The organism is Anabaena sp. UHCC 0399 (assembly GCF_034931465.1).
Classification (GTDB): domain Bacteria; phylum Cyanobacteriota; class Cyanobacteriia; order Cyanobacteriales; family Nostocaceae; genus Trichormus; species Trichormus minutissimus.
This window is the reverse complement of record NZ_JAYGGZ010000020.1, coordinates 1-26,749: the sequence shown is the minus strand read 5'-3', so window position 1 is coordinate 26,749 and position 26,749 is coordinate 1. Positions and strand designations below refer to the sequence as shown.

At 39.9% G+C, this 26,749-nt stretch carries 20 protein-coding genes and 1 tRNA gene; 14 read left to right on the top strand and 7 right to left on the bottom strand.

Annotated elements, in window-relative coordinates; all coding sequences use genetic code 11:
- Window positions 1-244: 244 nt before the first annotated feature.
- Window positions 245-1,459, bottom strand: coding sequence for a DUF790 family protein (locus tag VB693_RS12810; RefSeq protein WP_190707864.1), 1,215 nt, complete (start codon window positions 1,457-1,459; stop codon window positions 245-247).
- The gene (locus tag VB693_RS12805; protein ID WP_323266609.1) at window positions 1,386-2,945 is read right to left on the bottom strand and encodes a DEAD/DEAH box helicase family protein; all 1,560 of its coding nucleotides are present in this window, start codon (window positions 2,943-2,945) and stop codon (window positions 1,386-1,388) included. Before VB693_RS12805 ends, VB693_RS12810 begins: the two co-directional genes overlap by 74 nt.
- Before the next feature lie 231 nt (window positions 2,946-3,176).
- Here VB693_RS12805 and gor point away from each other — a divergent pair, with 231 nt between their 5' ends.
- From gor to VB693_RS12790, 3 genes are all read left to right on the top strand, one after another.
- The gene (gene gor, locus VB693_RS12800) at window positions 3,177-4,550 is read left to right on the top strand and encodes a glutathione-disulfide reductase (RefSeq protein WP_323266608.1); all 1,374 of its coding nucleotides are present in this window, start codon (window positions 3,177-3,179) and stop codon (window positions 4,548-4,550) included.
- 66 nt (window positions 4,551-4,616) lie between these two features.
- On the top strand, window positions 4,617-5,264 hold the full coding sequence (locus tag VB693_RS12795; RefSeq protein ID WP_323266607.1) for a YqiA/YcfP family alpha/beta fold hydrolase: 648 nt from the start codon (window positions 4,617-4,619) through the stop codon (window positions 5,262-5,264).
- Window positions 5,265-5,398: 134 nt separating this feature from the next.
- Window positions 5,399-6,544 (top strand): histidinol-phosphate transaminase, encoded by a 1,146-nt coding sequence (locus tag VB693_RS12790; RefSeq protein WP_323266606.1) that lies wholly within the window; start codon window positions 5,399-5,401, stop codon window positions 6,542-6,544.
- A 136-nt stretch (window positions 6,545-6,680) separates the two neighbouring features.
- Here VB693_RS12790 and VB693_RS12785 read toward each other — a convergent pair whose 3' ends face one another.
- Both VB693_RS12785 and VB693_RS12780 read right to left on the bottom strand, forming a co-directional pair.
- Entirely contained in the window at window positions 6,681-7,220 is a 540-nt protein-coding gene (locus VB693_RS12785; protein ID WP_323266605.1) for a hypothetical protein, read from the bottom strand.
- A gap of 786 nt (window positions 7,221-8,006) precedes the next feature.
- Window positions 8,007-8,651, bottom strand: a complete 645-nt coding sequence (locus tag VB693_RS12780) for an N-acetyltransferase (protein WP_323266604.1) — start codon at window positions 8,649-8,651, stop codon at window positions 8,007-8,009.
- Window positions 8,652-8,797: 146 nt separating this feature from the next.
- On the opposite strand from VB693_RS12780, the gene VB693_RS12775 reads away from it, so the two are divergent.
- From VB693_RS12775 to VB693_RS12735, 9 genes are all read left to right on the top strand, one after another.
- Window positions 8,798-9,004: a hypothetical protein gene (locus tag VB693_RS12775; RefSeq protein WP_323266603.1), complete on the top strand. Its 207-nt coding sequence runs from the start codon at window positions 8,798-8,800 to the stop codon at window positions 9,002-9,004.
- A 613-nt stretch (window positions 9,005-9,617) separates the two neighbouring features.
- Window positions 9,618-13,121: a response regulator gene (locus VB693_RS12770; protein ID WP_323266602.1), complete on the top strand. Its 3,504-nt coding sequence runs from the start codon at window positions 9,618-9,620 to the stop codon at window positions 13,119-13,121.
- A gap of 202 nt (window positions 13,122-13,323) precedes the next feature.
- Window positions 13,324-14,568 carry a hypothetical protein gene (locus tag VB693_RS12765; RefSeq protein WP_323266601.1) on the top strand — a complete coding sequence of 415 codons (1,245 nt, stop codon included), beginning with the start codon at window positions 13,324-13,326 and terminating at the stop codon, window positions 14,566-14,568.
- A 50-nt stretch (window positions 14,569-14,618) separates the two neighbouring features.
- Window positions 14,619-14,689, top strand: a tRNA-Gly gene (locus VB693_RS12760).
- Between the two features lie 178 nt (window positions 14,690-14,867).
- Entirely contained in the window at window positions 14,868-16,055 is a 1,188-nt protein-coding gene (locus VB693_RS12755) for an Arm DNA-binding domain-containing protein (RefSeq protein ID WP_323266600.1), read from the top strand.
- A gap of 50 nt (window positions 16,056-16,105) precedes the next feature.
- Window positions 16,106-16,804: a hypothetical protein gene (locus VB693_RS12750; protein ID WP_323266599.1), complete on the top strand. Its 699-nt coding sequence runs from the start codon at window positions 16,106-16,108 to the stop codon at window positions 16,802-16,804.
- Window positions 16,805-16,843: 39 nt separating this feature from the next.
- Window positions 16,844-17,164 (top strand): excisionase family protein, encoded by a 321-nt coding sequence (xisR, locus tag VB693_RS12745; protein ID WP_323266598.1) that lies wholly within the window; start codon window positions 16,844-16,846, stop codon window positions 17,162-17,164.
- Window positions 17,165-17,248: 84 nt separating this feature from the next.
- Window positions 17,249-20,152, top strand: coding sequence for an AAA family ATPase (locus tag VB693_RS12740; protein ID WP_323266597.1), 2,904 nt, complete (start codon window positions 17,249-17,251; stop codon window positions 20,150-20,152).
- 128 nt (window positions 20,153-20,280) lie between these two features.
- Window positions 20,281-20,868: a hypothetical protein gene (locus VB693_RS12735; RefSeq protein WP_323266596.1), complete on the top strand. Its 588-nt coding sequence runs from the start codon at window positions 20,281-20,283 to the stop codon at window positions 20,866-20,868.
- A gap of 227 nt (window positions 20,869-21,095) precedes the next feature.
- Here the strand turns inward: VB693_RS12735 and VB693_RS12730 are convergent, their stop codons facing one another.
- Window positions 21,096-21,527 carry a hypothetical protein gene (locus tag VB693_RS12730; protein WP_323266595.1) on the bottom strand — a complete coding sequence of 144 codons (432 nt, stop codon included), beginning with the start codon at window positions 21,525-21,527 and terminating at the stop codon, window positions 21,096-21,098.
- A 201-nt stretch (window positions 21,528-21,728) separates the two neighbouring features.
- Here VB693_RS12730 and VB693_RS12725 point away from each other — a divergent pair, with 201 nt between their 5' ends.
- Together VB693_RS12725 and VB693_RS12720 are read left to right on the top strand one after the other, a co-directional pair.
- On the top strand, window positions 21,729-22,013 hold the full coding sequence (locus VB693_RS12725) for a type II toxin-antitoxin system RelE/ParE family toxin (protein ID WP_323266594.1): 285 nt from the start codon (window positions 21,729-21,731) through the stop codon (window positions 22,011-22,013).
- A gap of 14 nt (window positions 22,014-22,027) precedes the next feature.
- The gene (locus VB693_RS12720) at window positions 22,028-22,336 is read left to right on the top strand and encodes a HigA family addiction module antitoxin (RefSeq protein ID WP_323266593.1); all 309 of its coding nucleotides are present in this window, start codon (window positions 22,028-22,030) and stop codon (window positions 22,334-22,336) included.
- Window positions 22,337-22,364: 28 nt separating this feature from the next.
- Here the strand turns inward: VB693_RS12720 and VB693_RS12715 are convergent, their stop codons facing one another.
- Window positions 22,365-26,054, bottom strand: coding sequence for an SAV_2336 N-terminal domain-related protein (locus VB693_RS12715; RefSeq protein WP_323266592.1), 3,690 nt, complete (start codon window positions 26,052-26,054; stop codon window positions 22,365-22,367).
- Window positions 26,051-26,749, bottom strand: a 699-nt coding sequence (locus VB693_RS12710) for a MoxR family ATPase (RefSeq protein ID WP_323266591.1), incomplete at its 5' end; no start/stop codon positions are given. The genes VB693_RS12715 and VB693_RS12710, both read right to left, overlap by 4 nt.

Here is a 26,749-nt window from a genome sequence, read left to right as displayed (position 1 = left end):
TATCACGTTTAAACTTATTATTTAGGCAAAATTATATTTACCGTCGAGTCGGCAACTGTAGTTCTATGTTGTACAGGTTGGGTTGGGAATAACATTTCGAGCCATAATCAAATTATACCTTAGTGAGTTCAAAAAAACAGGCATATTTTGCGTTGGAGTAAATAGCAGCAAAATAATCTCAAATAAGTTAATCTTATCTAGAATTAAGTTAATCTTATCTAAAAAAATTTTACTAGAACTTACCTTATTCGATAACTCCTAACACAGATTTTGGCAACAATTTATCTTTAAACCACACAATTCTTGCGGGAACATCATCTAACTTAATACCAGCTTTCTCTAAATTTAACCTTTCAGAAATAGCCAAAATCAAATTATCACAACCAGAACGCCGCACCTGGTAGAATTTCTTTTGTAAATACTCTGGTCGCCAATAACCAACGATTTCTAATAAAAATTCCCGTCCATCAGGATGCACTAACCGAAAATCGGGAATCATCACACTTCCAGGAATGGGAATCAAATCTACTTCGCGTTCTAATATCCAGTCTGTTTTTAAGGCATCCCATTTATCCGCAAAGGAAGCCTCTAGCATACTATCGTAGGGTTTACCTTTAGAGTAGTGGGAAACTAAACCACATTCTGAATTGAGGGTAAATCGGCCTGTTCTCCAAGTATCTGTGTAGACATCACGGGTTTGTAATGTGGCGGCAAGACTCCATTTGGTAACATGGAGTAAGGCGGGAATTAGTTTGGCGATCGCTAACCCATAACGCGTACTAGGCGTAAATAAACTGGTGGGGCCATCTACTGTAATTGTAAACCCGTGGTCGGCATCACCCTCAATATAAGCCATGAGTTGAAACAATTTGAGATAACGAAATAACAGCTTATATTCTCCTGGAACATTGCGATGAGCATTTAAAATTAGCTTACTAGCTTTATAAAATATCCCTTGCACTTGAGATAAATTATATCGATTGATTAAATCGACTCCTGTTGGTGTATCCAAGTTGGTTAAAATTTTATTTTCCACCAAATCAGCATAGATACCATCACGCACTTGCTCAGGTAAGATTTCTCGTTCTAATTCTTGACTTAATTCATCAGCAATTTTCACTAAAGTGATTTGAGTTGATTCGCGACTAGGCGCAGATTTTGCAGCCAAAGCAAATACCCGTTCTCTTAACATTGGTGGTTCTAGGGGACTGACTACTTCAAATGTGCAGAAATTGCTTTTAATAATGTAAGCTAACCCCCGTTTAACTCGATAATCTGTAGCATCACCTTCTAACCCTAAAAGTTGACGCTCAAGTTCACCCTGAGTTTTACCTAATGTTGACTGAAAACAATTAATTAATTCATTGGCTAACTCTAAATTCTTATTATCTATCTTCAGTCTCTTCGGAATTATTTCTTCTCCGTTTAGGCGATGGCTTAGTAGGTCTGTTGGTAGCATTTCCCTGGTTATTTTTCTCTGATGAATTATCGACTACATAATTGATATCTAATTGTTCCGCAGCTTTAGTAACCTTTTCTTGATTACTGCCATAAACAACTTTTAAATTCGCTTTTTTATCCTCACCGCGTCGTCGTGCTGAAGTATTTTCTTCGCTCGTATCTTCTGCTATTACTTCATAGAGGATTGCTTGTTTATTGGGAGTATTTCCTTTGCGTAAAATTCTCCCTAAGCGTTGAATATATTCTCTAGTTGAGCCAGTCCCAGATAGAATAATTGCTATAGAAGCAGCCGGAACATCAACCCCTTCATTCAATACATGGGAAGCCACCAAAGTATTATATTCACCTTCCCGAAATTTAGTTAATATTTCATGGCGTTCTTTGACTGGTGTTTGATGAGTAATGGCGGGAATTAATAAATCTTGAGAAATTTTATAAACCGTGGCATTATCAGCAGTAAAAATTAACAATCGTTCTGGGTAATGTTTGGCAAGTAAATTAGTTAAAATGCGTAACTTGCCATCAGTACCAAGAGCGATTTCTTTCGCTTCCCGGTGTGCTAACATAGCTCTACGCCCAGATTGCGATCGCGCACTCATCTGCACAAACATCTGCCAACCTTGTATACTCCCCAAGGAAACCTTAGCTTGGCGTAGAAAATCATTGCGAATTTGAATTAAATTGTTGTATCTTTCGCGCTCATGCTGTGATAACTTCACCTTAATTTGGACTATTTCATGTTCAGCTAACGCCTTCCCTGCTAAATCTTCAGCACGTTTGCGATAGACTTCTGGCCCAATCAAAATATTTAAATCTGCGTGTTTCCCATCGGTGCGTTCTGGGGTAGCCGATAGTCCTAAACGGTAGGGTGCGATCGCATATTCGGCAATCACACGGTTAAAATCTGTAGGTAAGTGATGACACTCATCAAATACAATCAAAGCATACTTATTCCCCAAAGCTTCGGCTTGAATGGCTGCACTATCATAGGTGGCTACTAAAATCGCCGTCCTATCCCGCGAACCACCCCCCAGTAACCCCACCTCCGCATCAGGAAACGCCGATACCAAATGAGCATACCACTGGTGCATTAAATCCAAGGTTGGCACAACAATTAACGTTGTCCGTGGAGTCGCCTGCATCGCCATCTGGGCTAAATAAGTCTTTCCCGCCGCAGTGGGTAGCACCACAACCCCCCGTCTTCCTGCCAGCTTCCAAGCTGCTAAGGCTTCACTCTGATGGGGGTAGGGTTGCATTTCTAAACTCGCAACCAAATCTACAGGGTAAAATTCTTTGGCTTCATCAATAAAATAAATGTCTTCAGCTTGCAGTGTTTCCACTACAGTACGATATTTTATTCCTGGAATGCGGAATTTTTCCACCCTATCATCCCAAGTGGCATAGTCCATCCAAGCTTTACTTCGTGGTGGTGGATGTAAAATTAATGTACCGCGATCAAACGTTAAGGTGGGAGTACGAGGCATTGGGGACTGGGGACTGGGGACAAATCAATTCAAAATTCAAAATGACGCTCGCAGACTCGCTAACGCTGCGCTAACAAAATTCAAAATTAAATAACTGGGGATTGGGGACTGGGGGAATTGTACCAAACTCAGACTAAATGCTTAATCCTATCGTGGAAAAGGGAATGGGGTATATTCCTTTTTTATTTAACGCAAAATCGCACACTTCAATAAAATGAGACATTTAAATATATGAATTTTGATTATGACTTATTTGTAATTGGTGCGGGTTCTGGTGGTTTGGCGGCTTCCAAATGTGCAGCTAGCTACGGAGCAAAAGTAGCGATCGCTGAACATGATTTAGTCGGCGGAACTTGTGTCATTCGGGGTTGTATTCCGAAAAAATTGATGGTTTATGGCTCTCATTTTCCCGCGCTGTTTCAAGATGCAGCTGGCTATGGTTGGCAAGTAGATAATGTCTTGTTCGACTGGGAGCATTTTATTACATCAATTGATCAAGAAGTCAGGCGACTATCACAATTACATATCAGTTTGCTCGAAAAAGCAGGCGTAGAACTGATAGCTGGTCACGCTAAATTTTTAGATCCCCACACCATAGAAGTTAATGACCGCAAAATTACAGCCGATAAAATTTTAATTGCTGTTGGTGGGCGACCTGCTAAACCAGATTTACCAGGGATAGAATACGGTGTTACCTCCAATGAAATATTTCATTTAACAGCACAACCAAAACACATTGCCATTATTGGTGCTGGTTATATCGGTACAGAATTTGCCTGTATCATGCGCGGTTTGGGATCTGAGGTGACACAGATTAACCGTAATCACCTCATTTTAAAAGGATTTGATGAAGATATCCGCACAGCCATTCAAGAAGGCATGAGCAATCACGGGATTAACATGATCCAAAATACCGAGGTGACAGCCATTGCACAAGTTCCGGAAGGCTTGAAGTTGAATTTATCTGGAGACGCTCAAGAACCCATCATTGCTGATGTCTGTTTGGTAGCTACAGGTCGAGATCCCAACGTCGAAGGACTCTGTTTACAAAATGCTGGGGTTGATGTTGTTCCCAGTTCTGTAGAAGCAGGATACTGCACTACTTGTGCGATCGCAGTCGATGAATATAGTCAAACCAATCAACCCAACATTTTTGCTGTCGGTGATGTCACTGATCGCTTAAATTTAACTCCTGTCGCCATTGGTGAAGGTCGTGCTTTTGCTGACAGTGAATTTGGCAACAATCGCCGTAAATTCAGCCATGAAACCGTACCCACCGCCGTATTTTCCAACCCAGAAGCCGCTACAGTTGGTTGGTCAGAAACCCAAGCACGGGAAAAACTGGGTGACGCAGTAACAATTTATCGCACCAGCTTCCGTCCCATGTACCACAGTTTGACAGGTAAACAAGAGCGCATAATGATGAAGTTGGTTGTAGATACAAACACCAACAAAGTTTTAGGTGCGCACATGGTCGGGGAAAATGCCGCCGAAATTATCCAAGGTGTCGCGATCGCTGTCAAAATGGGTGCAACCAAACAAGACTTTGATGACACCGTAGGTATTCACCCCTCCGCCGCCGAAGAATTTGTCACTATGCGATAGATCAATAGTCATTCCCCTGTCCCCTGTCCCCTGTCACCTGTCACCTGTCACCTGTCCCCTTCCCCAATGCTTAACCAGTACATCTACCTGCACGGTTTTGCTTCTAGCCCTAAATCTAACAAAGCTCAAGATATTAGCGATCGCTTTGCTAAAAATCAAATCCCCCTAAAAATTCCCGATCTGAATGCTGGCGACTTCTCCGAGTTAACAATCTCACGTCAAATCAAACAAGTAGCAGCAGCATTTAGTGATGACTCTGTACCTGTAACCCTGATTGGTTCTAGTTTGGGGGGATTGACTGCTGCCCACATAGCACAGCAATATTTACAAGTAGAACGCTTAGTATTACTAGCACCAGCTTTTGAGTTTTTATCCCATTGGTTGCCCAATTTAGGCGATGAAGCAATACAACGTTGGCAACAAGAACAGTACATCATGGTTCATCACTATGGCGAAGGGCGATCGCTACCTTTAAGTTACAATTTTGTGACAGATGCAACTAAATACTACCAAACCCAATTACACCGCCCAATTCCCACGTTGATTTTGCATGGCAAACAAGATGAAGTCATTCCCATTATTGCCAGTCGCTATTTTATGGGATCGCGTCCTTGGGTAGAATTAGTAGAACTAGATAGCGATCACGCCCTAAGTAATGTTACAGAAGAAATTTGGCAAGCGATTCAACAATTTTGTCAGTTATCTGGGGGATAGGTGACAGGTGACAGGTGACAGGTGACAGGTGACAGGTGACAGGTGACAGGTGACAGGTGACAGGTGACAGGTGACAAGGTAGATTATATTTTCTATGCCCAATTCCCAATGAATATTGACTATTGACTAAAACTATGCTTCCTTTTATTCGTTCAGATTTAGCACAATTTAACGCTTACAAACCACACCCTAGCAGCGACACAGGTGCAGCAGTTCCGACTCAGTTAGATCGCCTAGATACCAATGAAAGCCCCTATGATTTGCCGCCTGACTTAAAACAAAAGCTGGCTTGGACTTATCAAGAGGTCATCGAAACGAATCGTTATCCTGATGGTGGACATGAGGCGATCAAAAATGCGATCGCTGAATATGTCAATGAATCGGCTGGTATTTCTACATCACTATTTATGGCTGACAATATCTCTGTGGGTAATGGTTCAGATGAACTAATCCGTTCTTTATTAATTGCCACCTGTCTACAAGGAGAAGGTGCAGTTCTTGTTGCTAATCCCACCTTTTCCATGTACGGGATTCTAGCAAAAACTTTAGGTATTCCTGTCGTAACAGTTGCTAGAAATCCTAACAACTTTGAAATTGATTTAATAGCCGCCCAATCAGCTATCGAACAAACTAAAAATCCTCCCATTCGTGTTGTGTTCGTTGTTCATCCCAATTCCCCTACAGCTAATCCTTTAACTCTCCATGAATTAACTTGGTTAAGAAGTCTGAGTGAACAAGTTTTGGTAGTCATTGACGAAGCTTATTTTGAATTTAGCCAAACAACTTTGGCGAGTGAACTAGCAAAGCATCCCAACTGGGTGATTTTACGTACCTTTTCTAAAGCTTTCCGTTTAGCAGCTATGCGTGTAGGTTATTGTATAGCTCATCCAGAAGCGATCGCTATCCTAGAAAAAATCCGCTTACCCTACAACTTACCTAGTTTTTCCATTGCATCTGCACTCATGGCTTTGCAAAATCGTCACATCTTGCTGGAATCAATTCCGCAAACGCTGCATGAACGCAACAAAATGATTACAGCATTATCTCAAAACCCAGCATTACAAGTTATAGAAAGTGCCACTAACTTTATTTTCGTGCGTCTTCAACCGAATAATGATGACTCAAAAAATACAGCTTTAAAAAATCTTCATCAACAACTCAAAAATCAAGGCACTCTTATCCGCGAAATTAGCGGAGGACTGCGAATTACTATCGGTACACCTGAAGAAAACTTACGCACGCTAAATCGAATACAAGCAGCTTTAGTCACTAGTCATTAAGGCATTAAACCTCTTGCAAAAGTCCGAAAATTAGATGTGTCATTCTGAATGAAATGTAGAATCTTTGAGATGTTTCGCTTCGCTCAACATGACAGGTTAAGCATTTATGCAAGAGGTCTATTGAGCATCACCTGATTTAAATCTCCCTACCTCCCCAACGGCGTACTATTCCCGCCGTTTGAGGTAGCACTCCCACTAGTAAAGCAAAAGCAACATCTGGTAAATTAGCAACCATTTCCTGGGGAAAATATTGTTCAAACTGATCCAGAATTTTCTGCACTCGCTGCTGAGGAACTGGATTTTCTGTAATTTGCTTGATCAACCTAATCCACTGTCGTCTAATTAAATAAGCTTTTTGCCGCTCTTCATATAACTCTGGTGTCAGTAAAGACAGATTTCCTATAGGAATAACCATCTGGCAATCAGCATCATAATCACCGCCAACTGCTGCTCCTGGCCCGGCAAATTCAGCATGATAGCGTTTAAAGAGGATTAACCCATTCCGCCTACGACTATTGACTATAAAAACTTGTCCACTGTGCAAAAATGTCAGAACATCCGAACTGTATGTTTGCTCAGTTCCATCTGGCATGACAAAACTGTCAAGGCAACTTGTGTCAGAGTAGTAAGTTGATACCATAGTAGCTTGATAGCGGCGGGTTTTTTCGCTATCCATGTTTGCTAAAACTTTTGAATAGTGTAATTTGGGAATCCAGTGTGGATAAGTTTGATTAAATCCCCACCTTTTTTTTTGCTCTCTCTTTGTAACCAGAATTGTTTAGTTAATTGTAACTAAAATTAAAAGCAATAGACATGAGCTTTGCCATTGAAGTAATCACATTCTATGTGATTTAACTTTATTTGTCTGCCAATTAATCACAAAAACACTTAAAGTGTTTATGAAGATAAATATCTTCATTAATAAGTTTCTATGAGGATATTAATTTACTTTCAAAGTAATTTTACTGATGCGACAATCATAGCTTAAATTTTTCGTTTCATAATATTTAACGTTAAGAATTGAAATTTAATATGAATAACATAATATGGACAAATAAATATGTTTTTTTCTATGAACTTTTTTTAAAGTACAAGTAAAAATAATTTTCTAATAATTGTAGATGAAATTTTGACTAGAACAAATATGCTTAAATCCTGTCAAAACTACTGCCCTGAAGGAAATTCAATACTTTCGTTCAAAATTTGCAAGGATATAAATCTCGTAAATGGTACATAAATGGTATACACCCATCTTGTTTGACCAAAATATTAAGGTATCGCTGAGAATATTTCTCGTGGACAAATCAGGTATGTAGTTTTATGATTTAAGTAATTACTTATTTTTTATCTGATACTATAGATTAAAGCTTTAAAGAATAAAAGCATTCATTGGATAAAGACTAAAAAACTTACTAGACCAAGCGGAGTGCTAGTAAACTATTTACCAGCCAAAAAAGAATATTTAGATAATGGCATCTAAGTGTAGATGTTTATGCAGTAAGATATGCCGTGATTGCCTAAAGAAGAAGATATTCAAGTTAGATTCTACAGTTTGTACCTTATACCCCAGCTTGAAATAGAGCTGCCGTGCTTGATAATTATTTTCCAAAACATGGAGATATAGATCATCGAATCCCCATTCCTGCGAAACCTGTTCACAGCTAGCGAGTAATTGTGATGCCACACCATGCCTTCGGTATTCTGGGTGAACTGCTAAGTTAGACAGATAAAGGAAACTCTTACCAACCTGCGTCCAAGGATCGCTGAAACGCACACCCATTTCGACAGTTCCTACTAATTGATGCGTTGCATTGCTATGAGTATTCACCGCCACCAAACAAATGTGATGAGGTAATGACGATAGCAGGCGATGTTTGAGGTCTTCATAAATACCTAAACGGAGTAGAGGAAAAGCCCATCCCCATAAACCATTTTGGGAATGAAAACTTTCTGTAATAATTTGGGCAACACCCCTCAAATCAGCAGATGTAGCAGCGCGAATTTGGAAGTGATGGGAACTGTGTTCAGCAGATGCTGTGACTTTTTTTTGGTGGGATGGGTCAGAAAACCAGTATGTCAAGGCTAGTTTAGTATTGATGTTTTTCAACGAAAATCTTCTCAATTATCCTAAAACACTGTCAGTAAGTCGGCGGACATAATTCTAGTTTTTTAGTGTACTCTGTACTGGGAAGGATTCAACGTCAGGTGTTCTTGCAGAGTAGTTTAACGCTAACAAGGGGTGTATACAGCCCTTTGGTACGTCTACTACGCGAACAAAATCAAGCTTTGACCTTACTTAGTGCTGTTAGCGATCGCGGGGCGTTGAGCAGCGTGCTGAGTCAGAAGAAAAATACTCAGGACTTTCGCACTCGGTACAAGCCCCGCAAGAAAGTATGGGATTTTTTAACTCAGCACTCTTCATTGTTTGAAATAGAAAAAATTAAGCTAGATAAAAATTAACCCAGTAAGAGTATAGTAGCCTAACACATTAGTATGCTTGCCAACATCATCATAAGCAGTACAAAAAGGCAAAAATAAAAAGTCATTGCCACAAAACTCATCTCATCACTTCCCTGATGGGTGAGCGAGAAGCTGCTGTTATTTCTAAGGAAATCTTTCTGAAAGCTATACAGGCGCGATATATTTAGTCTAACAGTATACTTGATTTAAAAAATGACTTTAGTAAAATTACTAGTTATTTTAGGACTGGCATAAATAAAATTTACTTAAAAGTGTTAGTGCGACTGCAACAACGGGAAAACTTAAAAAGTAGCTTCATGCGGTTTTTGAACTAGGCTTGATTGCTGCTTATAGTATTCTGATGCTTATTACTGGAGGTGAGGCGATATTTGAACAGTCAGTATCACATCTGTAACACAATCACTGATAATGAGACTAACTGCACTGCCCTAGCGGCAATGGCAATCCTGACAAGCCATTGAAGTTAATTACTGTGAATAGTTCCACATAGTTTTATTGGTTGCAATGACATCTGTTATCAACTGATTCAGAAACATTCTTACCTGATCAGATTATCCTTTATCCGACTGCCGTTACAGCAGGAAAGCGGTGCATGAAATCCCAAGTAAACAGTAAGCCTAAAATTTTGGTTGTTGATGATGAACCAGACAACCTTGACTTGCTTTACCGCACCTTCTATCGCGACTACAAGGTGCTGAGGGCAACATCTGGCCCTGCGGCACTGGATCTGCTGGCGCAAGAGGGAGAGGTTGCAGTCATTATCTCTGATCAGCGTATGCCGATCATGAGTGGTACAGAATTTTTAAGCCTCACGGCAACTCAATATCCAGATATTATTCGGATTATTTTAACTGGCTACACTGATGTCGAAGACTTAGTAGAAGCAATTAATGCTGGTAAAGTATTTAAATATGTTACTAAACCCTGGGAAGCGGAAGAACTCAAGGCAGTAGTTCGTCAAGCCCTTGATACTCACAATGTCCTGAAAGCTCGCACCCGTGAATTAACTCGCACGTTGCGCCAAGAATCGCTACTGAATACTGTTACTAATACAATTCGTAGTGCCTTAGATTATCGACAAATTTTGCAAGCCATTGTGGATACAGTTGGTCATATGCTGGAGGTGGATGTTTGTCTATTACGTCCCTTTCAAGATGAACAATTAGTAGATGAAGGATTTATTTATCAAAAAACGGCTTCAGAACACGCTCATGCACAGCTGAGTAATGAGAAAACATCAGCACCAATCAATCATCCCTCCCTCCCTCCGCTTCTAGCCCAGACAGTTTGGGAAACTCGCGAGGTGCAGGTAATTCATGATGTAGTAGGTGATGAGCGTATTTATGGAGATACTTCTGAACTGCAACACAGAGCTAAGGCTTTTGAGGCTGCTAATATCTCCTCTAGCTTAGTTGTACCCTTGCTTTGGCAACAGCAATTAATGGCGGTGCTAGCACTGCACCAGTGTCACCAAGCGCGTATTTGGGGGTCTGAAGAGGTGCAGTTAGTCTTGATGGTGGCAGATCAAGCAGCTCTTGCTTTATCGCAAGCATACGCATATGAGCAAGTACGCGCCCTGGCGAAACGAGAAGGTTTAATTAATACAATTACCACAGCAATTCGTTCTAGTTTGAATCCTCAAGATATCTTTGCGGCCATTACTCAACAACTAGGACAGGCTCTACAAGTAGATGGCTGTGTTTTGTCTTTGTGGGCAGAGGAAGATGAGTATGTAGAGTGCGTAGGATTGTATGATAGTTCTCAGCATTTAGAGGATTTTCCCTCAGTCATTAAACCCAGAGAAATAACAATACAAGAATCACCAGAATCCCAAACTAAAATTTGGGAAAATCCAATTCTGCAAGAAATAGTACGTACCCATGAGCCTGTAGTCATTGATGACTTGAATCATTTTCCTTCAGAAATTCAAGGTTTGGATTTACCGTGGAAACAGCAAGCTCGATCGCTGATGGTAGTTCCCTTAGTAGCTGATGCTAAATGTATTGGTAGTATTACCCTAAGAGTAGGTAGCAAAGCTAGGCGGTGGTTATCATCGGATATTGAGTTAGCAAAAACTGTAGCAGCACAAGCCGCGATCGCAGTACAGCAATCACGCCTCTACGAAAAAACCCGCGAACAAGCTGAACGCCTATTGCAACTAGATAAACAAAAAACCGAGTTTTTTCAAAATATTTCCCATGAATTTCGCACTCCCATCACCTTGATTCAAGGGCCATTAGAGTCAGCCGTGAGTTCAGGCGAGGGGTTATCCTACGACCAAAGTGCGATCGCTTTGCGGAACTCTCGCCGATTGCTCAGACTAGTCAACCAACTACTGGATTTACAACGCTTAGATGCTGGGAGGATGCAGCCGAGTTTCCGTCCTAGCGATTTAGTAGAGTTTGTCAGCCAAATTGTCGAGTCATTTCGTCCCTACTGTGAAAAAAAGTCACTACATCTGGTCACTGACTTGAGCCAATGTCCTACCGTGTATTTAGACATGGAAAAATTTGACAAGGTACTTTATAACCTGTTGTCAAATGCCATGAAGTTTACTCCTGAAGGTGGCACAATCAGCGTTAGACTTAGAACTGCACAGAATCAGTGCTTACTACAGGTACAAGATACAGGTATTGGTATTGTGCAGGAGCAGATTCCTTATCTGTTTGAGCGATTCCGTCAAGCTGAAGGTTCAGAAAATCGTTCTTATGAAGGTAGTGGACTCGGTTTAGCTTTAGTCAAAGAATTAGTAGAAATACATGGTGGCAAAGTCACAGTTGAATCAGTCTATGGTCAAGGTACTACCTTTAAACTTTGGCTTTTAGCCGGCAATGCTCACTTACCCCCACAGCAAGTATCTGATACCCCCGTAGAAGTTAATACCAGCCGCGCTAGTGTGGAGTTAGCAGACTTAGAACTGGTAGAATCGACTGCTGACAACATACAGAGCATTGACTTCACACTATCTAGAGATGCTCAAAATATTTTAGGGGAAAACACCCAAACAACTACAACATCTAGTGATAACTCGCAGCACTCTATCCTAGTGGTAGATGACAACCCAGATTTGCGAACCTATGTGTCTGATATCCTGCGGCGCAGTGGTTATCAAGTTCAGACAGCGCGTAACGGTTATGAAGGGTTTGGGAAAGCGCAAGCGATCGCTCCTAACTTAATTGTCACCGACTTGATGATGCCAATGGTGACGGGATTGGAGATGATTCGGATGATTCGCAGTGAAGAAAAGCTCAAAGGGATACCAATTATCTTACTCACAGCCAAAGTTGATGAAGAAACCCGCATCGAAGGAACAGAACATGGAGCAGATGCGTATTTAGCCAAGCCATTTAATGACCGGGAACTTCTAGCGGAGGTTCGCAATCTTTTAGCTTTGAAGGCAAACGAACGTAGGGTTTTGGAGCTAAACACTTATCTTACAGAGTCAGTCTTGAAACGCTTTTTACCGCCGTCTTTAGTGTCCAAAGCGGCTGCGGGTACTTTGAGTTTAGATTTACGACCAGAACCACGCTTAATTACAGTTTTGTTTAGCGACATTGTGGGGTTTACTCAGTTAGCTAATACCCTCAGATCCCGACGCGTGGCAGAATTGCTGAATGAATATCTAGAAGTAATGACTAAAGGGGTGTTTGATAACGGTGGCACGGTAGATAAATTTATGGGAGATGCTATTTTAGCTTTGTATGGTGCGCCAGAAGAGCTGACACCCAATGAACAGGTGCGTCGAGCCATTAATACAGCTAGAGCTATGCAAAAGTCATTGGTGCAGTTAAACCAGAAGTGGCACAACCAAGGTATATTTGATGCCGATAACCCAACTGGGGTACAGTTTCGCTGTGGTATTCACCAAGGTACGGCAGTTGTGGGTATGTTTGGTAGTGCCGAACGAGCAGATTATACTGCGATCGGTCCGAGTGTGAATATTGCTGCTAGATTACAATCTGCTGCTGTTCCTGGTACTATTTTAGTCTCTGCGGCTGTCGCTGATTATTTACAAGACGAAGAAATTACTAAAGGTAGTCCTCTAAAACTCAAAGGAGTTGATGAAACCGTTTTAACTTTTGTTGTGACACCTTGAGGAAGGAATTTGGAATAAGGGTTAATGGGGACTGGGAAGAAGTAAGGTAGAAAGTAACTCATGCTCAATACCTAAATCAGGACTCAGCACTCCTCACTTAGCACTCAGCACTCCTCACTCAGGACTCAGCACTCAGCACTCCTCACTCAGCACTCAGTACCCAGTACTCAGCACTCCTCACTCAGCACTCAGCACTCAACTTATGACGACATCGGTTGCAGATAAAACTCCCATTTCAGCAACAGTCTGGCGGCGACATCACGATCCTCCAGGTTTGTGGATTGCTGTAGCTATAGGTTCAGTTTCTCTGCATTTGCTAGCTTTTTGGTTGATGCGATCGCCTAATGGTTTTAGACCTTGGTTTCCACAACAAAGCCAAACTGTTGTTCCTATTGAGTTAGTCGAAATTTCACCTCAAGAATCAACTACTAAACCAGCAACACCTCAAGCACCAAAAACTACACCAGAAACAGCACCACCCACATCTACTAATCAAGATGATCGAAGGCTAGATTTTGGTAGTGTTCAACAAGAAAACAGTAGCAATGCGCCTCAACCTGATACACAAGTCTTTGCTCAAGAAAAATCTCCTCAACCAGAACCGACCTCTACACCAACTCCTACACCACCCCCAGAACCTACGCAGCCAAATCCTACAGTTCCCTTGGGTGAACGTCCTTGGGAACGTCGTCAAGATATCGAATTCGGTAATAGCGTTCCCTTACCATCAGATAATCCAAATGTTACACCAGAACAAATCACTGAGTCGGGAGATGTAGAAGAGAAAACGCCACGCACTCTAGACGAAGAAACTGCAAACACTTCTAGTCAAGATTCTCCAACCCCTCTCAATGAAAAAACTGCCAGCAATTCCAGTGATAATAGTTCTAATTCTAGTGAAGAAACTGCAAGTAATTCTAATAATGTAGACACTCCATCCACTCCCAATGGAGAGACTCCCAATAATTCCAGTGATGATAGTTCATCTACTCCTGAAACTAACAATAGTCCGGCGGCGGAAAATTCACCTACAGCTAATGCTGGCGGATTTATAGCCAATGTCATGCCTATAGCGGACACTGAAGTACGCCAACTCATAGAACAAGGTAAAATTAGAAACAGAGATATTCCTAATGTTTTTGCTGTATACCAAGGAAGCAGTACAAAGTCTCTAGACAATAGCTCCAGTTATCTTCCGAGCAGCTCTACACTTCAGCCTGCACAGTTGTTAGTTAGTTTAATAATTGATCAAAATGGCAAATTCCAACAAGCTGAAGTTTTAGAACTTCCTGTGAACCTACAAAGTGAAAAAAGTTCATACCAGCAACTCATCAACGACTTGTTCCAAAACGACAGCTGTACCCCAGCTAAAAATGGGGATGGTACACCACTAGATTTAAGCAACTGTTATATATGGATTGATATTAAGCCTCAAACAGCTAATTAAATACTTGAATTGCCAATAAAACTGTGCTATATTAACATAGTTAATATTTCGCGGGCGTAGTTTAGTGGTAAAACTATAGCCTTCCAAGCTATTAATGCGGGTTCGATTCCCGCCGCCCGCTCTTATCTTAAAACCCTTGTGAGTTAAGCCTTACAAGGGTTTTTTGTGTCTATAGAATACTTAATCCAATGGTACTCATGTACCACATCTGAACAAAAAATTGGGTCTGTTTAGGGTAAATTGGGTGTAAATTGGGTGTAGAGAACAGATGTACTATAATCAGCTAAAAACAGTTTAATATGTACACCAAAACACCTAAAGGGAAAGTACCCAAGGGAAATGTCTCTATTATTGATTCCAATGGACGGTTACAACTACGATTTCGCTATGGAGGGAAAAGATACTATTTATCTCTTGGTTTACCCGATACAAAAATAAGCCGTAAAGCAGCAGAAGCAAAAAAGAATCAGATTGAGTTGGATATTGCTTCAGGAAATTTTGATCCAACTCTGGACAAATACAAGCCTCAATCAGTGCTGAGTACCGTTGAACCTGACATTACACCCAAAGTTACACCCAAAATAACAAAACTTTGGGAAGGTTATATAAATTACAAATCATCAAGCCTCAAGGAAACAACTAAGGGATACCACAATAGCTTCACCAAACTATTCCAACGTTTAGGTGATATACCATTGCTAGATGCTCTTAAAGTAAAAGCAGAATTGGAGAGGATAACTACAGTAGGGCAAACCAAGCGGGCATTGATTCAACTTAATGCAGCTTGTAACTGGGCTGTAAAACATAAGTTGATTGACTCTAACCCTTATGTGGGAATGGCTAACGAGATGCCAAAGTACCGTTATCAATTAGAACCTAAACCCAATGCTTTTTCAGAAGAAGAAAGAGAAAAAATTATTAAAGCATTTAAAGAGCATCGGGGAAATTGGAACGGCAGAGGCTATACAGGCATCAGTTATAGTCATTATGCTTCACTTGTAGAATTTTTCTTCCTGACAGGTTGTCGTCCATCAGAGGCAATTGGGCTTCAATGGAAGCACATAGCAGAGGACTGTGGTTATATTCGCTTTGAAGAGTCAGTGACAACATCGGGAAATGGCATCCCTACAAGAGTACAGGGATCTAAAAACAACAAAAAACGGCAATTCCCTTGTTCAGAAAGATTACGAAATTTACTGATATCTATCAAACCTGAAAATCCTTATTTAGATGATTTGGTTTTTCCTAGCCCAAAGGGAAAAGTAATCAACTACAACAATTTTTGTAATAATGCTTGGAATCGAATTGTTGATTCTATCAAACCAAATACTACACCTTATAGTTGTAGAGATACCTTCATCACTATTCAGATTATTAAAGGCGTTTCTGAATCAGTCATAGGCAAATGGTGTGATACCAGCGTTGAGATGATTGAAAAGCATTATGCAGATTATCTAAAAATGCTGAATTTACGTCCCATTGATTAATCTGTGTAACTAGCTTCAATTATCAAATTTTAGTTTACTGTAATGAAAAAATGATAGATACAAACATAATACTCTTGCCCAGCCCTTATCTCATTGCACCTGCACCAGTTTATTGTGATTCTAGAATTATTGTTTGTTCAGTTTTGGATGAGCTGACATCTATGGAAACAAACCAGGATTTGATACAAACAGTTACAGGACAAATGTTAATTATGTATCGCAAGTTAGTAGTGGGAGAATTTTGTCGGCAAACTATCGATAGTAGATTTCCTCATTGGAAGCCACATAAAAAGTTAAACCCTATGATTATGCTAGAAGTTAATTTATGGAAATCTATTTTTACAATGCTTGAGTACATATCTAACCTTAGACCTTTGATTCCTCACTCTGCACTGTTCCTCCGTGACTTGGTAGAAGAGGGAGAACTTATGGTTTTTATTGCTACTTATTCAGGCGGAGAACTGAGAATGAAAAATTATTTAGCTCGTAGACAGCATGAAAATAGGAAACTCCAGGGATGTGAAAATCCTTTTAATCAAGAAGAAAGCCCTCATACATGGAAAGTTATAAATTGGGCAATCAAGTTAGCAGATATTGATGACGAATTTAGGAAAAAGTTTTATATGCCTGTTGTAACAGCTAGGCAAAAATTTACTACTTTTATGAAAGAAGATAACTATAGGTTGTATTTTAACGGTAAATTGCAAAGACAAGGCAGAAAAAAAGAAACGATCGCCTCAAAAGCTTAACTGGTAAGGATTAGAAAAGAAAAGTCGCTTTCGCACTAAATGGGTAAGAATAGTTCATATTGGAGTAGTTTGTTATTTATCAACAACTCCAATATGAACTATTTTGTTAGTAAAAAACAACTGTCAGAACAAATAGGTTTATCACCTGAAACTTTTAAGCGATATCGTCTCAAAGGGATATGGGAAGAAGGAATCCATTGGCAAAGAATAAATTCCAGAACTACGCTTTACAATGTGACTTTAATACTTGACTGGATTGCTAATAGGGATAATCCGCAAGCACATCAAAGAGCTATAGATACATATCTTCAGTGCCTTCCATCCAATCAACCTCAGAAAAGAGGGAGGAAGATTAACTGATGAAAAAATTATCAAAAAGAAACCTCAAGCGGTTTTCAGAGAAAATATCTTGATTTTTTGGAAAAAAGGGGTTGAACCAAGCTAATGCTTTTTAACTCCAAAAGTCACACATTCTTAATAGAGCGGAAAAAACGAATTCAGTGGCTGATCCAAAATAATTTTCCTGTACTACCAGTTGCTCCTCAGCAAGATCCATGTAAATACCCAAAAAAAGATAGAAAAAGAAATATTGAGTATGAAGCTGATGGGAAAACACCTAAGAAATTGTACACAGGAAAAAATCCTAGTTACCTAGATAACAATGGCATTCCACGCTTAATTCAACACCAAAAATATCAGATGCTACCAACACAACAAGAAATAGACACTTGGTTTGCTCATCCTGATAACGGAGTCGGAACATTAGGCGGATGGAATAAAACTGTATGGCTTGATTTTGATATTAAGCATTTTAAGTCACCACAAGATTGCAAACATACAGTTTTAAAGTGGTTAGAACAGAACCATATTTTGCAAAAGACATTTTCTGAGCTAACTCATTCAGGAGGGTTGCGAATAGGCATAAAAGTGAAAAATCAGCCTGATTTCACAAACTTTGCGTTAGCTCCTGGAGGAAAGCACGTAGGAGAAGCTTTAAGCATCGGAAGATTTACAGTTCTAAGCCCAACTATTGGGCCATCTGGAAATGCTTATGAATCTATACGGCAAGGTGAATTAATAGAAGTGGAAAATTTAAAATCTATCGGTATTTATCCATGTAGCAAAAAAAACAAATTAGCTTCTATATTGCCACTTCAAACTGACTATGCACAAGCTAGTATGCCTCTAGAGCAGCTGCTTTCAAAGAAAGCTAAAGCTATTTTGAATGGAGATAATCCAACAGGCGATCGCAGTGAGGCACTAACTACACTAGCTCACGAAGCTTTTGGTTGGCAGAACTGGTGTAATAGTAACCAAATATTACTTGATACTAATCCACAAGATATTGTTTTACAGGGCGGTAAAAAATTAGATATTGATGATGCTCGTGTACAGCGTATCATCAAGAGCATTGATGTAGAATTTAGCTACCCATCTGCAAAGTTTTACGGTGGAGAGGAGCAATGCTGGCTAAAAATTCGTCAATTAAACCAAGAAATATATGAGGTTAAATGCCCATCAAATATTAAGATAATTTTATCAAATACCAATCACCAAATTTCAAGTAGTCCTAATCATTCTAGGGTTAAAAGCACTAACAGCAATAAAACTACCGAATTTAAGTTAACTCAAGATGAGGCTATAGAAAAAGCGAAAGTCATTATTAATCAAGGTTTGGATGAACTAGAAGAAAATCTCCAGCTTGAAAAAATTCGCCAACAAACACGATTTAGTGATTATTTTTGGGAGCGGAAAGTTTTAACTCCTCTGCGTAGAAATTTCCTTGCAACCAGATTAAAGCTTGAAATTCAAGCTTACTTGCGGGAGACTAATCCCCAGCGACAGATAACAGAACGGAATAGAATTCTTAGTCGATATCATATAACAACTAAGGAATTTGAGCAGCAGTGTCAAGCTATTCAATATGCTGAAAAGCAAAACCAACAAAAACCGCAACCTCTGACACTACAGGAAGTATTCGCTCTTGAAAATGAAGGTTTAAGTTGGCTAGTAGAAGGAATTATACCAAAGGGTGTCAGTGGTATCCTTTCTGGCTTGCCAGGAGCTTCAAAAACTTTATGGACTACTGACCTAGCTTATTCAATTGTTACTGGTACTCCATTTCTAGGAGAAAAAGCTAGAAATGGTAAAGTGTTAATGATAAATAGCGATCAGCCTCTCAACATCACTGCTAATTATCTCTCACACCGAGGTTTTGATAATGAGCCAAATATTCGGGTCATTGGTGAAACTCGTAATATGGCAGCTTGGACTATTAAAGATTTAGAAAGCTTGGAATTATGGTTACAAGAATTTCAACCTGACTTGGTTATTATCGACAGTATTCGAGCAACTATTATCCACCCTTTGGGGATTGAGGAGAAGTCTGAGTCTATTGGCCACTGGTTAAAAGAGGTTGAAAGGCTTATTATTCGCTATGGTGGTACTCTACTCTGGGTTCACCATGATAATAAAAATAAGGATGATACAGGAGTCAGCAGAGCATCTGGATCAACAGCGATCGCCGGTAGTGTAAGTTTCCACTACCGAATTGAAAAGGCAAGTAAAGATCAATCCGACCCTCACCGAATTTTTTCAATGGCGAAAACTAGAGGTTATGAGCCTGTAACCCTGAAACTCATGTATGACTCTACCACAGGTGTTTTTCAAAATTTAGGGCATTTCGGGGAATCTCTAGATAATGCCCAACAAAGCCAATCCTTAAGACAACGCATCTTAGAATTTTTAGACCAGCATCCAGGAGTAAGATACGAACCAGAAGAAATTCAGAATGCAGTGGGTGGTAACAACATAGGGGTTGAATTATGTAAAATGCACCAACGAGGAATGGTTAGTAAAAGTAAATCTCCAAACAATCCCCGGCGTAAAGTCTACTTTAGAAACGCCACACAGTCCCCCCTCCCTGATGTTTCTGTTCCACTTATTAATCAAAACTCTGAAATTATTGCAGAACAAGAATTACAGACTTTTAACTCTACTTTTAACTCACTTTTAATTAAGAAATCTGAAGGAGAGGAGTTAAAAGTCCAAAATCAAGAAGCTGTGGTCATTTCACGAGTTTTAACTACCACTCTTAACTCACCCCAGGGGAGCGATGAGAGTTATAACAGTTCAGTCCCAAAAATTGCTCAAGGGATGCGGGTATTATTCAGATGTCTCGGTTCTAAAAGGGACGGCAAGGTTGCTGTGGTTAATTCCCTCACAGCTAATGGTGAAGCTAGTATTACCTTTGAAGATACGACTTTACCTCAAGATTTACTTAATCATGAGTGTCCTCAATCTTTTCTTGAGCCATTAGAAGCCAAGACTAACGACGATAGCCAATAATAACTTGGTAAGGCGATCGCCATTCGATGATTTATTGACTGTATCTTCGTATGAGCGATCGCAAAAGTAATTATTGTGTGCCATTCCAGCTAGCAAAATTATTTTAATAGTTATCGTGAAACAAAACTATGGTCGCTAATCCAGAAATTTGTCGAGCCAATGGAAAAAAATCTCGTGGCCCAGTTACAAAAAAGGGCAAGTCTATTGCTTCTGGAAATTCTACTCGGCATGGCTTACTTTCAGTTAATCCACCTCTAGTGCTGGGTGAAGATTTAGAGGTATTTCAAGGCTTTGTACAGTCCTTAATTGATGAATATCAACCAACAACTGCTACGGAAAAATTTCTGGCGCAGCAAGTGGCAATGGGGTGGCTCAAGTTAAATCGACTTTGGCAGGCGGAGGCGGCGATCGCCAATCTCTCTATTTTAAGGGCTGAAATGAATTTTAAATTTCCTGATGCCCTCCAATCGCTCATTGATTTAGAAGGTGATAGAAGTGGGGGTGCGGAACTGAAAAATTTGCAGGCGCAGATTAGGGAGGAAGAGAAAAAATCGCGGGCTTTGCCCCAAGAGACAGATAAATTGGCTCGATATGAGAGGCACATTTTGAAAGGGTTGAATCAAGCATTAGAGCATTTGGCAACAATCCGCCAGCAACGGCGAAATCACGATTCTATGGGTTCGTATTGTTATAAAACAGTCCAGCTAGTTAAATAGCAAATTTAGCAGTTTAGTGTGGATGTTTTATCTGCGTGCCTTCAATGGTTGTGCTGTGATTGAGAAAATTCTCTACCGTAAATCACAAAGATTGATGTGCAGACAAAACGATAAGCTGGAATCAAGTAGGCGATGGTCTACGCTCCACCGCAGGCGATAAGCGAAGCTTAAGCCTTTGGCTACCGCAACAGCACTAAAGTCCTGAAAACCTGATTTTACTGTCCCAATCAATCCCACGATCGCGTTAATGGCTCAATTGGTATATTTGGATCAATCTCAATCACGGTGATATTAGCATTCTCCACCACCGTATTTCCCATAATGGTATTGCGCATTGCCTCAAACTTCGATTCTTCCTCTGCAATGCGCTCGTAGTGCAGAATTACATGGTAATGCTTGGTAATTGCCTCTCCAGAGTCTGATCGCTCCCCTGTGTCCCAATCTGTATTTTGTCGTTCTTCTGCTATTTGGCGATACTCATGGGCTAGTTGCTCTAAGGCGATCGCGATCGCGTGTTCTTTGGTTTGACCGTAGCATTGTATATTTTCTCTAGGAGAATCGCTCAGAGAGGATGATAACTGACAAATATACTGTCCATTCTCTTGAGGCTGCACTGCGATCGCAATAGTTCGAGTGATGTCGGGATTCACGTCAGTCATATTAACCGCGCTGATAAATATTTACAGGATATGCTTACGGTTAAATTCTAAACTTAGATACAGCGCAGCTTGTTGTCAGGCATATTTATGAATGAGCGATCAGCTACGCTGGGCGGTTACGCCATCGCTTGGTCAATGTCAAAATTTACTACTTGAAATGTATACTAACGTTTGACGATAGTAACGCAAAACGATATTATTGTGATTGTTAATTTCAAGTCTGAAGAGACAAAGCTAATTTTTGAAGGCTTTACATCTTCTCAATACCCACCCAATATTCAGAAGACTGCTTTACGAAAAATACTTATCCTTGACGCAGCAACATCAATTAATGACTTGCGCGTTCCACCAGGAAATTGCCTAGAAAAGCTAGTTGGCGATAGAAGTGGGCAGTACAGTATTCGGATTAATGACCAATGGCGGATTTGCTTTGTTTGGACAGATGAAAACAATGCTTCGGAAGTTGAAATAGTCGATTACCACTAAGTATAAAAATCATTATGAATAACAACCGGTTGCCAAACATTCATCCAGGCGAAATCCTGCAACTAGAATTTTTAGAACCGTTAAACATCACATCTTATCGATTAAGCAAAGATATAGGTGTATCTCAGACACGAATTAGTGAAATTTTATCTGGAAAGTGCAGTATTACAGCAGATACAGCTTTGCGTCTATCTCACTATTTTGGCAACACTGCCCAGTTTTGGTTAAATTTACAAACACAATATGATTTACGTCAAGCCCTTGAAGAAAATTCAGAAGTTTACAATAAAATTCCTAAACTTTCGTCTAATGATGTAGCCTAAAATTTCTACAAATCATGAAATGATCTCTCTATTTGGCTGTTGCATAGTTGCGCTTTTCTATTTCGGTGATCGGCAATAGTAATGTTTCTTCAATCTCCATCATCACCTCCTGACTAACATTATTACTATTTTTGAGACAATAGATAAGTAAATTATTTAAATCGTAATATTTACTGAATATTGTTTTGCCATATTCATACTGTGGGGAATCAAGCTTATCAAAAGAATAGTCAGCAATATTTGTGGGAAATTTCCCAAGTAGAGATTCAGAAATTTCCCAGAATTGTCTGTTTTCTTTATTATTATAATTATAATTATACTTATTTAAAGACTTATAAAGATTTAGATCAAGAGAGTACAAGAGTCGAGAGGATGAGAAAACTAGCTCTGTAACATTCCTATATGGGACTTCTTCGTATTTCCTGGGTAAACCGTATATTCCTGGTGAATCAATAAAGTCTCTATATTCACCATAATTATAAATCTGATCAGCATTATTGTCTTTATAAACATGAGCTAAATAGTGGTAAGCCGCTCTTATTGAAGATGGTTTAAAATTTGATTTTCTACGACTTGCTGTTTTTGCAACCCAGTCTAAGAAACCTTGTGTATGTTTATTATCAATGATCAAATTATCAATTTTTACCTTCATTAATTTTAGTAAATCATCGGCATTTTTCAAAATTGAAACAGCCAATATGAATATTTCTCTCCAATATATTTTATCAACTTGAGAGGCTAAATCTTGTAATGTATTTTTATTAATAAACCACTTCGCTACAAAATATTCTTGAAAAGTTAGATGCGAAAACGACCAAATTTTTTGCGATCGCTCAATCAATAATCCATGCTGAGACTCAATCGCCTTCAAAACTGCTCGACTATCCCGCAGATCAATTCCCAAAAACTCTGCTATGTAACCCTCAATTTCTGACTGCTCAAACAAAACATACTGCGGTTGCTCAAACTTTTTAACCGCCAGATAACTAAGTAATTCTAGTTTTCGCTCCAGCGATAAATCTCGGTAAATCTCATCTCGCTTAATCTGTCGTGACTTATCCCACTGCTCTAGTAGTAACTCTAACCCTTCCTCATAAAGCTTGGAATGCTTTGAGTAGAACTTGCCAGTTTGGTTAAACGCAGCACAAATAAAACTTAGCAAACTTGGTGTACTAGCTAAATCCCGAATCGGTTTATTCGTTTCTAAGAAAATTTGATTTAGAAACTCCTGCGATCTTGCTAATCCTGCTGAGTCATCTTTCATGACTGTCTTAAACCAATGCTCGGCAAATAATCGCACTTGGGCTTGATTAAAATCTGCTACTTCTACATAATTAAAACGCTCAAACCGCGATTCTTGACTTTGCGTCCGACAGGTTACAATTACCTGTGTCTGCGGATAATAACGAGCGAACTGCTTAATTTGCTTGGTGATGTTCTTACCATATTCCCTTGTTACTTCATCTAACCCGTCTAGCAAAACCAATGCCCGACCTTGATTGAAAATCAAATTAATTTCTGTATTGGATAACTGCCAGTACCTCTCAAAATAACGCTCCAGTGAGTAGGCAAACTTACGTCCATCCTCTACAAATTCACGCAGTTTAATCAGAGCAGGAATTCGATGCGCTTGTAAATTGCCCGCGTTGCACTCGGTAACTACTCGTTGCAAATAAGTGGTCTTCCCTGAACCAGGTTTACCCACTACCATAAAATTCGTATTCTTCGCCAGCACCTCTAGCCCTGATACCCGTTGCAGTTTTCTGCCCAAACCAATGCGATCTAAACTGCGATCACTTGGATTCTTACCGAAGTCTTGCCACAAGTCATCAAGTTCTGACCTACGGCTACTGCTCAGTTCCTCAAGGATATTCACATCAACAAACAAATCACATAAAGGAAACCAATGATCTACACCCCATAATGGTATCTTGCCATGTAATCGCTGGATGTCATCATGAATGCGTGATCGCACTTTTTGTACCAGATCATCAACATACTGCTGATTCTGCTGAGAAGATGGGGATGAAATTGCTTGAGACGTGGCAACCTGATCTTCTGATTCATTAAGATAATCTATTTCCAATTCTTTTGGTTGTATTTCATCAGCAACCTTTACATACTCACGACCCAAACGCCTCAAAACCTGAGCCGTAACCGTTGCAAAATATCCAACTTCCTCAACAATCTTAATATCTCTAACTTGTCTCGGATTCCTCAATACAGCAGCAAAAGCCTCTAGTGATAAACCTACTTTCTTCGCTACATATTTTGATACCTCATCAACCACATTCAAAACATACTTTGAAGGAACAGAATCAACTAATAAATCCCGTACATCCTCTATAAATTCGTATTGAACATAATCAGGATTGGTGTTTGCATTAATCTCAGATAATGGCTTTAATAATCCACCTAAAAACACCTCAGCTACATGAACCTGTTGAGAATCTTTTAACAGTGTTTCCCGAATCAATCGCACAATTGGCAGACTAATCACAGGTGCAGAAGCTAATAATCCTGCGAGTTTTCGTGCCATTGGTGATGCCGTTACCTGAAACGCCTGTACACGCTGTTCTGCACTCAAATCACTATGAGTAAGATTAAATAAACTACTTTCCTTATCAACAGGAGTTGCATTTAACTTAAACACATATCCCAGTGTCCAAATACTGCCCTTACCCGATAACATTTGCGCCCAAGTAGCGACCTTATCTTGTTCTAAGGTAAATACAGGAACTTTAACCCCCGTTTTATCATCAAGTTCATCCCAGAATGACACTTCCTTGGCGATTAATTTCTGGTTACACGCTCCCGGATTCAATGCCCGCAACCGTACCTCTGAGGCTCTACCTAAAGCAGTTCTTTTCCAAAGCCATTTAGGAAGCATCTGGACAATAGCCATTGACCCTTGTTTTGCCCAGAGTTTTAAGACAGGTGTAACCGCTCCATTTTGCCAGAGAGATGACACACAATCACTGACTACCAACACTAAACGCCGACCACTGGGGTCAATTAATTCCTTGGGACTACGGGGAGTTTGATTTTTAGCCGTTGCACCGATACCTCGATGAATCTGCACTTGTTCGTTTTCATCTGTAATTAGTCCCCAGACCCTCACATCTCGGAAAATTCCATAGTTCTTCAGCAGTCGTTCCAATTCTCTAATTGTATGTCTCCAAATTTGCATGGAGATTGCTCCATCAACTACTAACTCTAAATCTAACCAAGGTTCTACTGTGGGTCTAAGTACAGGTATCCAAAGTCCTTCATCAGCAATTCGTTGGATGGTGGCGGCTTCATCTAAGACTAATTCTCTCCCAGAGGGGATACGGTGCATTAAGGGCTTTAATGCTCGTGCTAAGGTTAAAGGCTCGCGTAAAGAAGGAGCATCAGGGACTTTAAAAGATAAATCTGAGGATTTTGAACTTGCTTGCTCATTTCGGGGATAAATACCTGCTTTTTGTTCCTCTGTTAACTGATTTGGTGTTTCTTCTAGCTCTGAAATTTCTGGCTTGGGTTTTGGCAATGTTCCCTGACTTAACTGACTTTCCTGGTTGTTAATTTCTCTTTCGTCTTTCGTTCTCAGGTTTAAATCAGAAGAGACTGACTCAGGTTGAAATTCCTGCATTTGCATTGCCAGCCAAATCGTATCAGCAATTTCTTCGGCTGACATTTCTACTTCTTTACTCAATGCAGTAATTAACTGGTCAATCATCTGTCCTCCGCACTGGTTAAGTATTTCAGTAACACTTCAATCAAGTCTTTTTCTTCTGCTGGTGCTGGTTTAAACTCACGAGTGACTAGATAAATGGCATTTAACAATTGATCTGTGGCTATATCACCACCTTCTCGTAATGTTCTAAATTTTGCAACTAATTCATTGATTTTTTCTTCATCTTTCGTTATCACATCACTGCCTAAATGTGCTTTCACAATATCCTTTAAAGCAGTTGCATCAGGTTCATAAGGCATATTTAACCTTAAACAACGCCTCAAAAATGCTGGTGAAAAATCTCGCTCACCATTGTTAGTTAACAGAATAAACGGGAAATTTTGACAGCGCACCCGACCTGCTTTAATGGGGACATCCATCCCGTCATAAGTGCGAACTTCTACCTGATTTACTTCTTTAGAAATCCGTGCTAATTCTGGGATTTCAAATTCCCCTTCTTCAAACAAGTTGAGTAAATCATTAGGTAAATTAATATCGCTTTTATCTATTTCATCAATCAGCAGCACACGCGGACGGCGAGAAGGTAGAAGGGCTGTACCTAGTGGGCCTAGTTGAATGTAGCGACCAATATCTTTACTTTTATCACCCATCTGTACATCTTGCAGACGGGCGATCGCATCATAACGATATAATCCTTCCTGTAAGGTAGAACGAGCAGTAATATACCAAGGTAACAC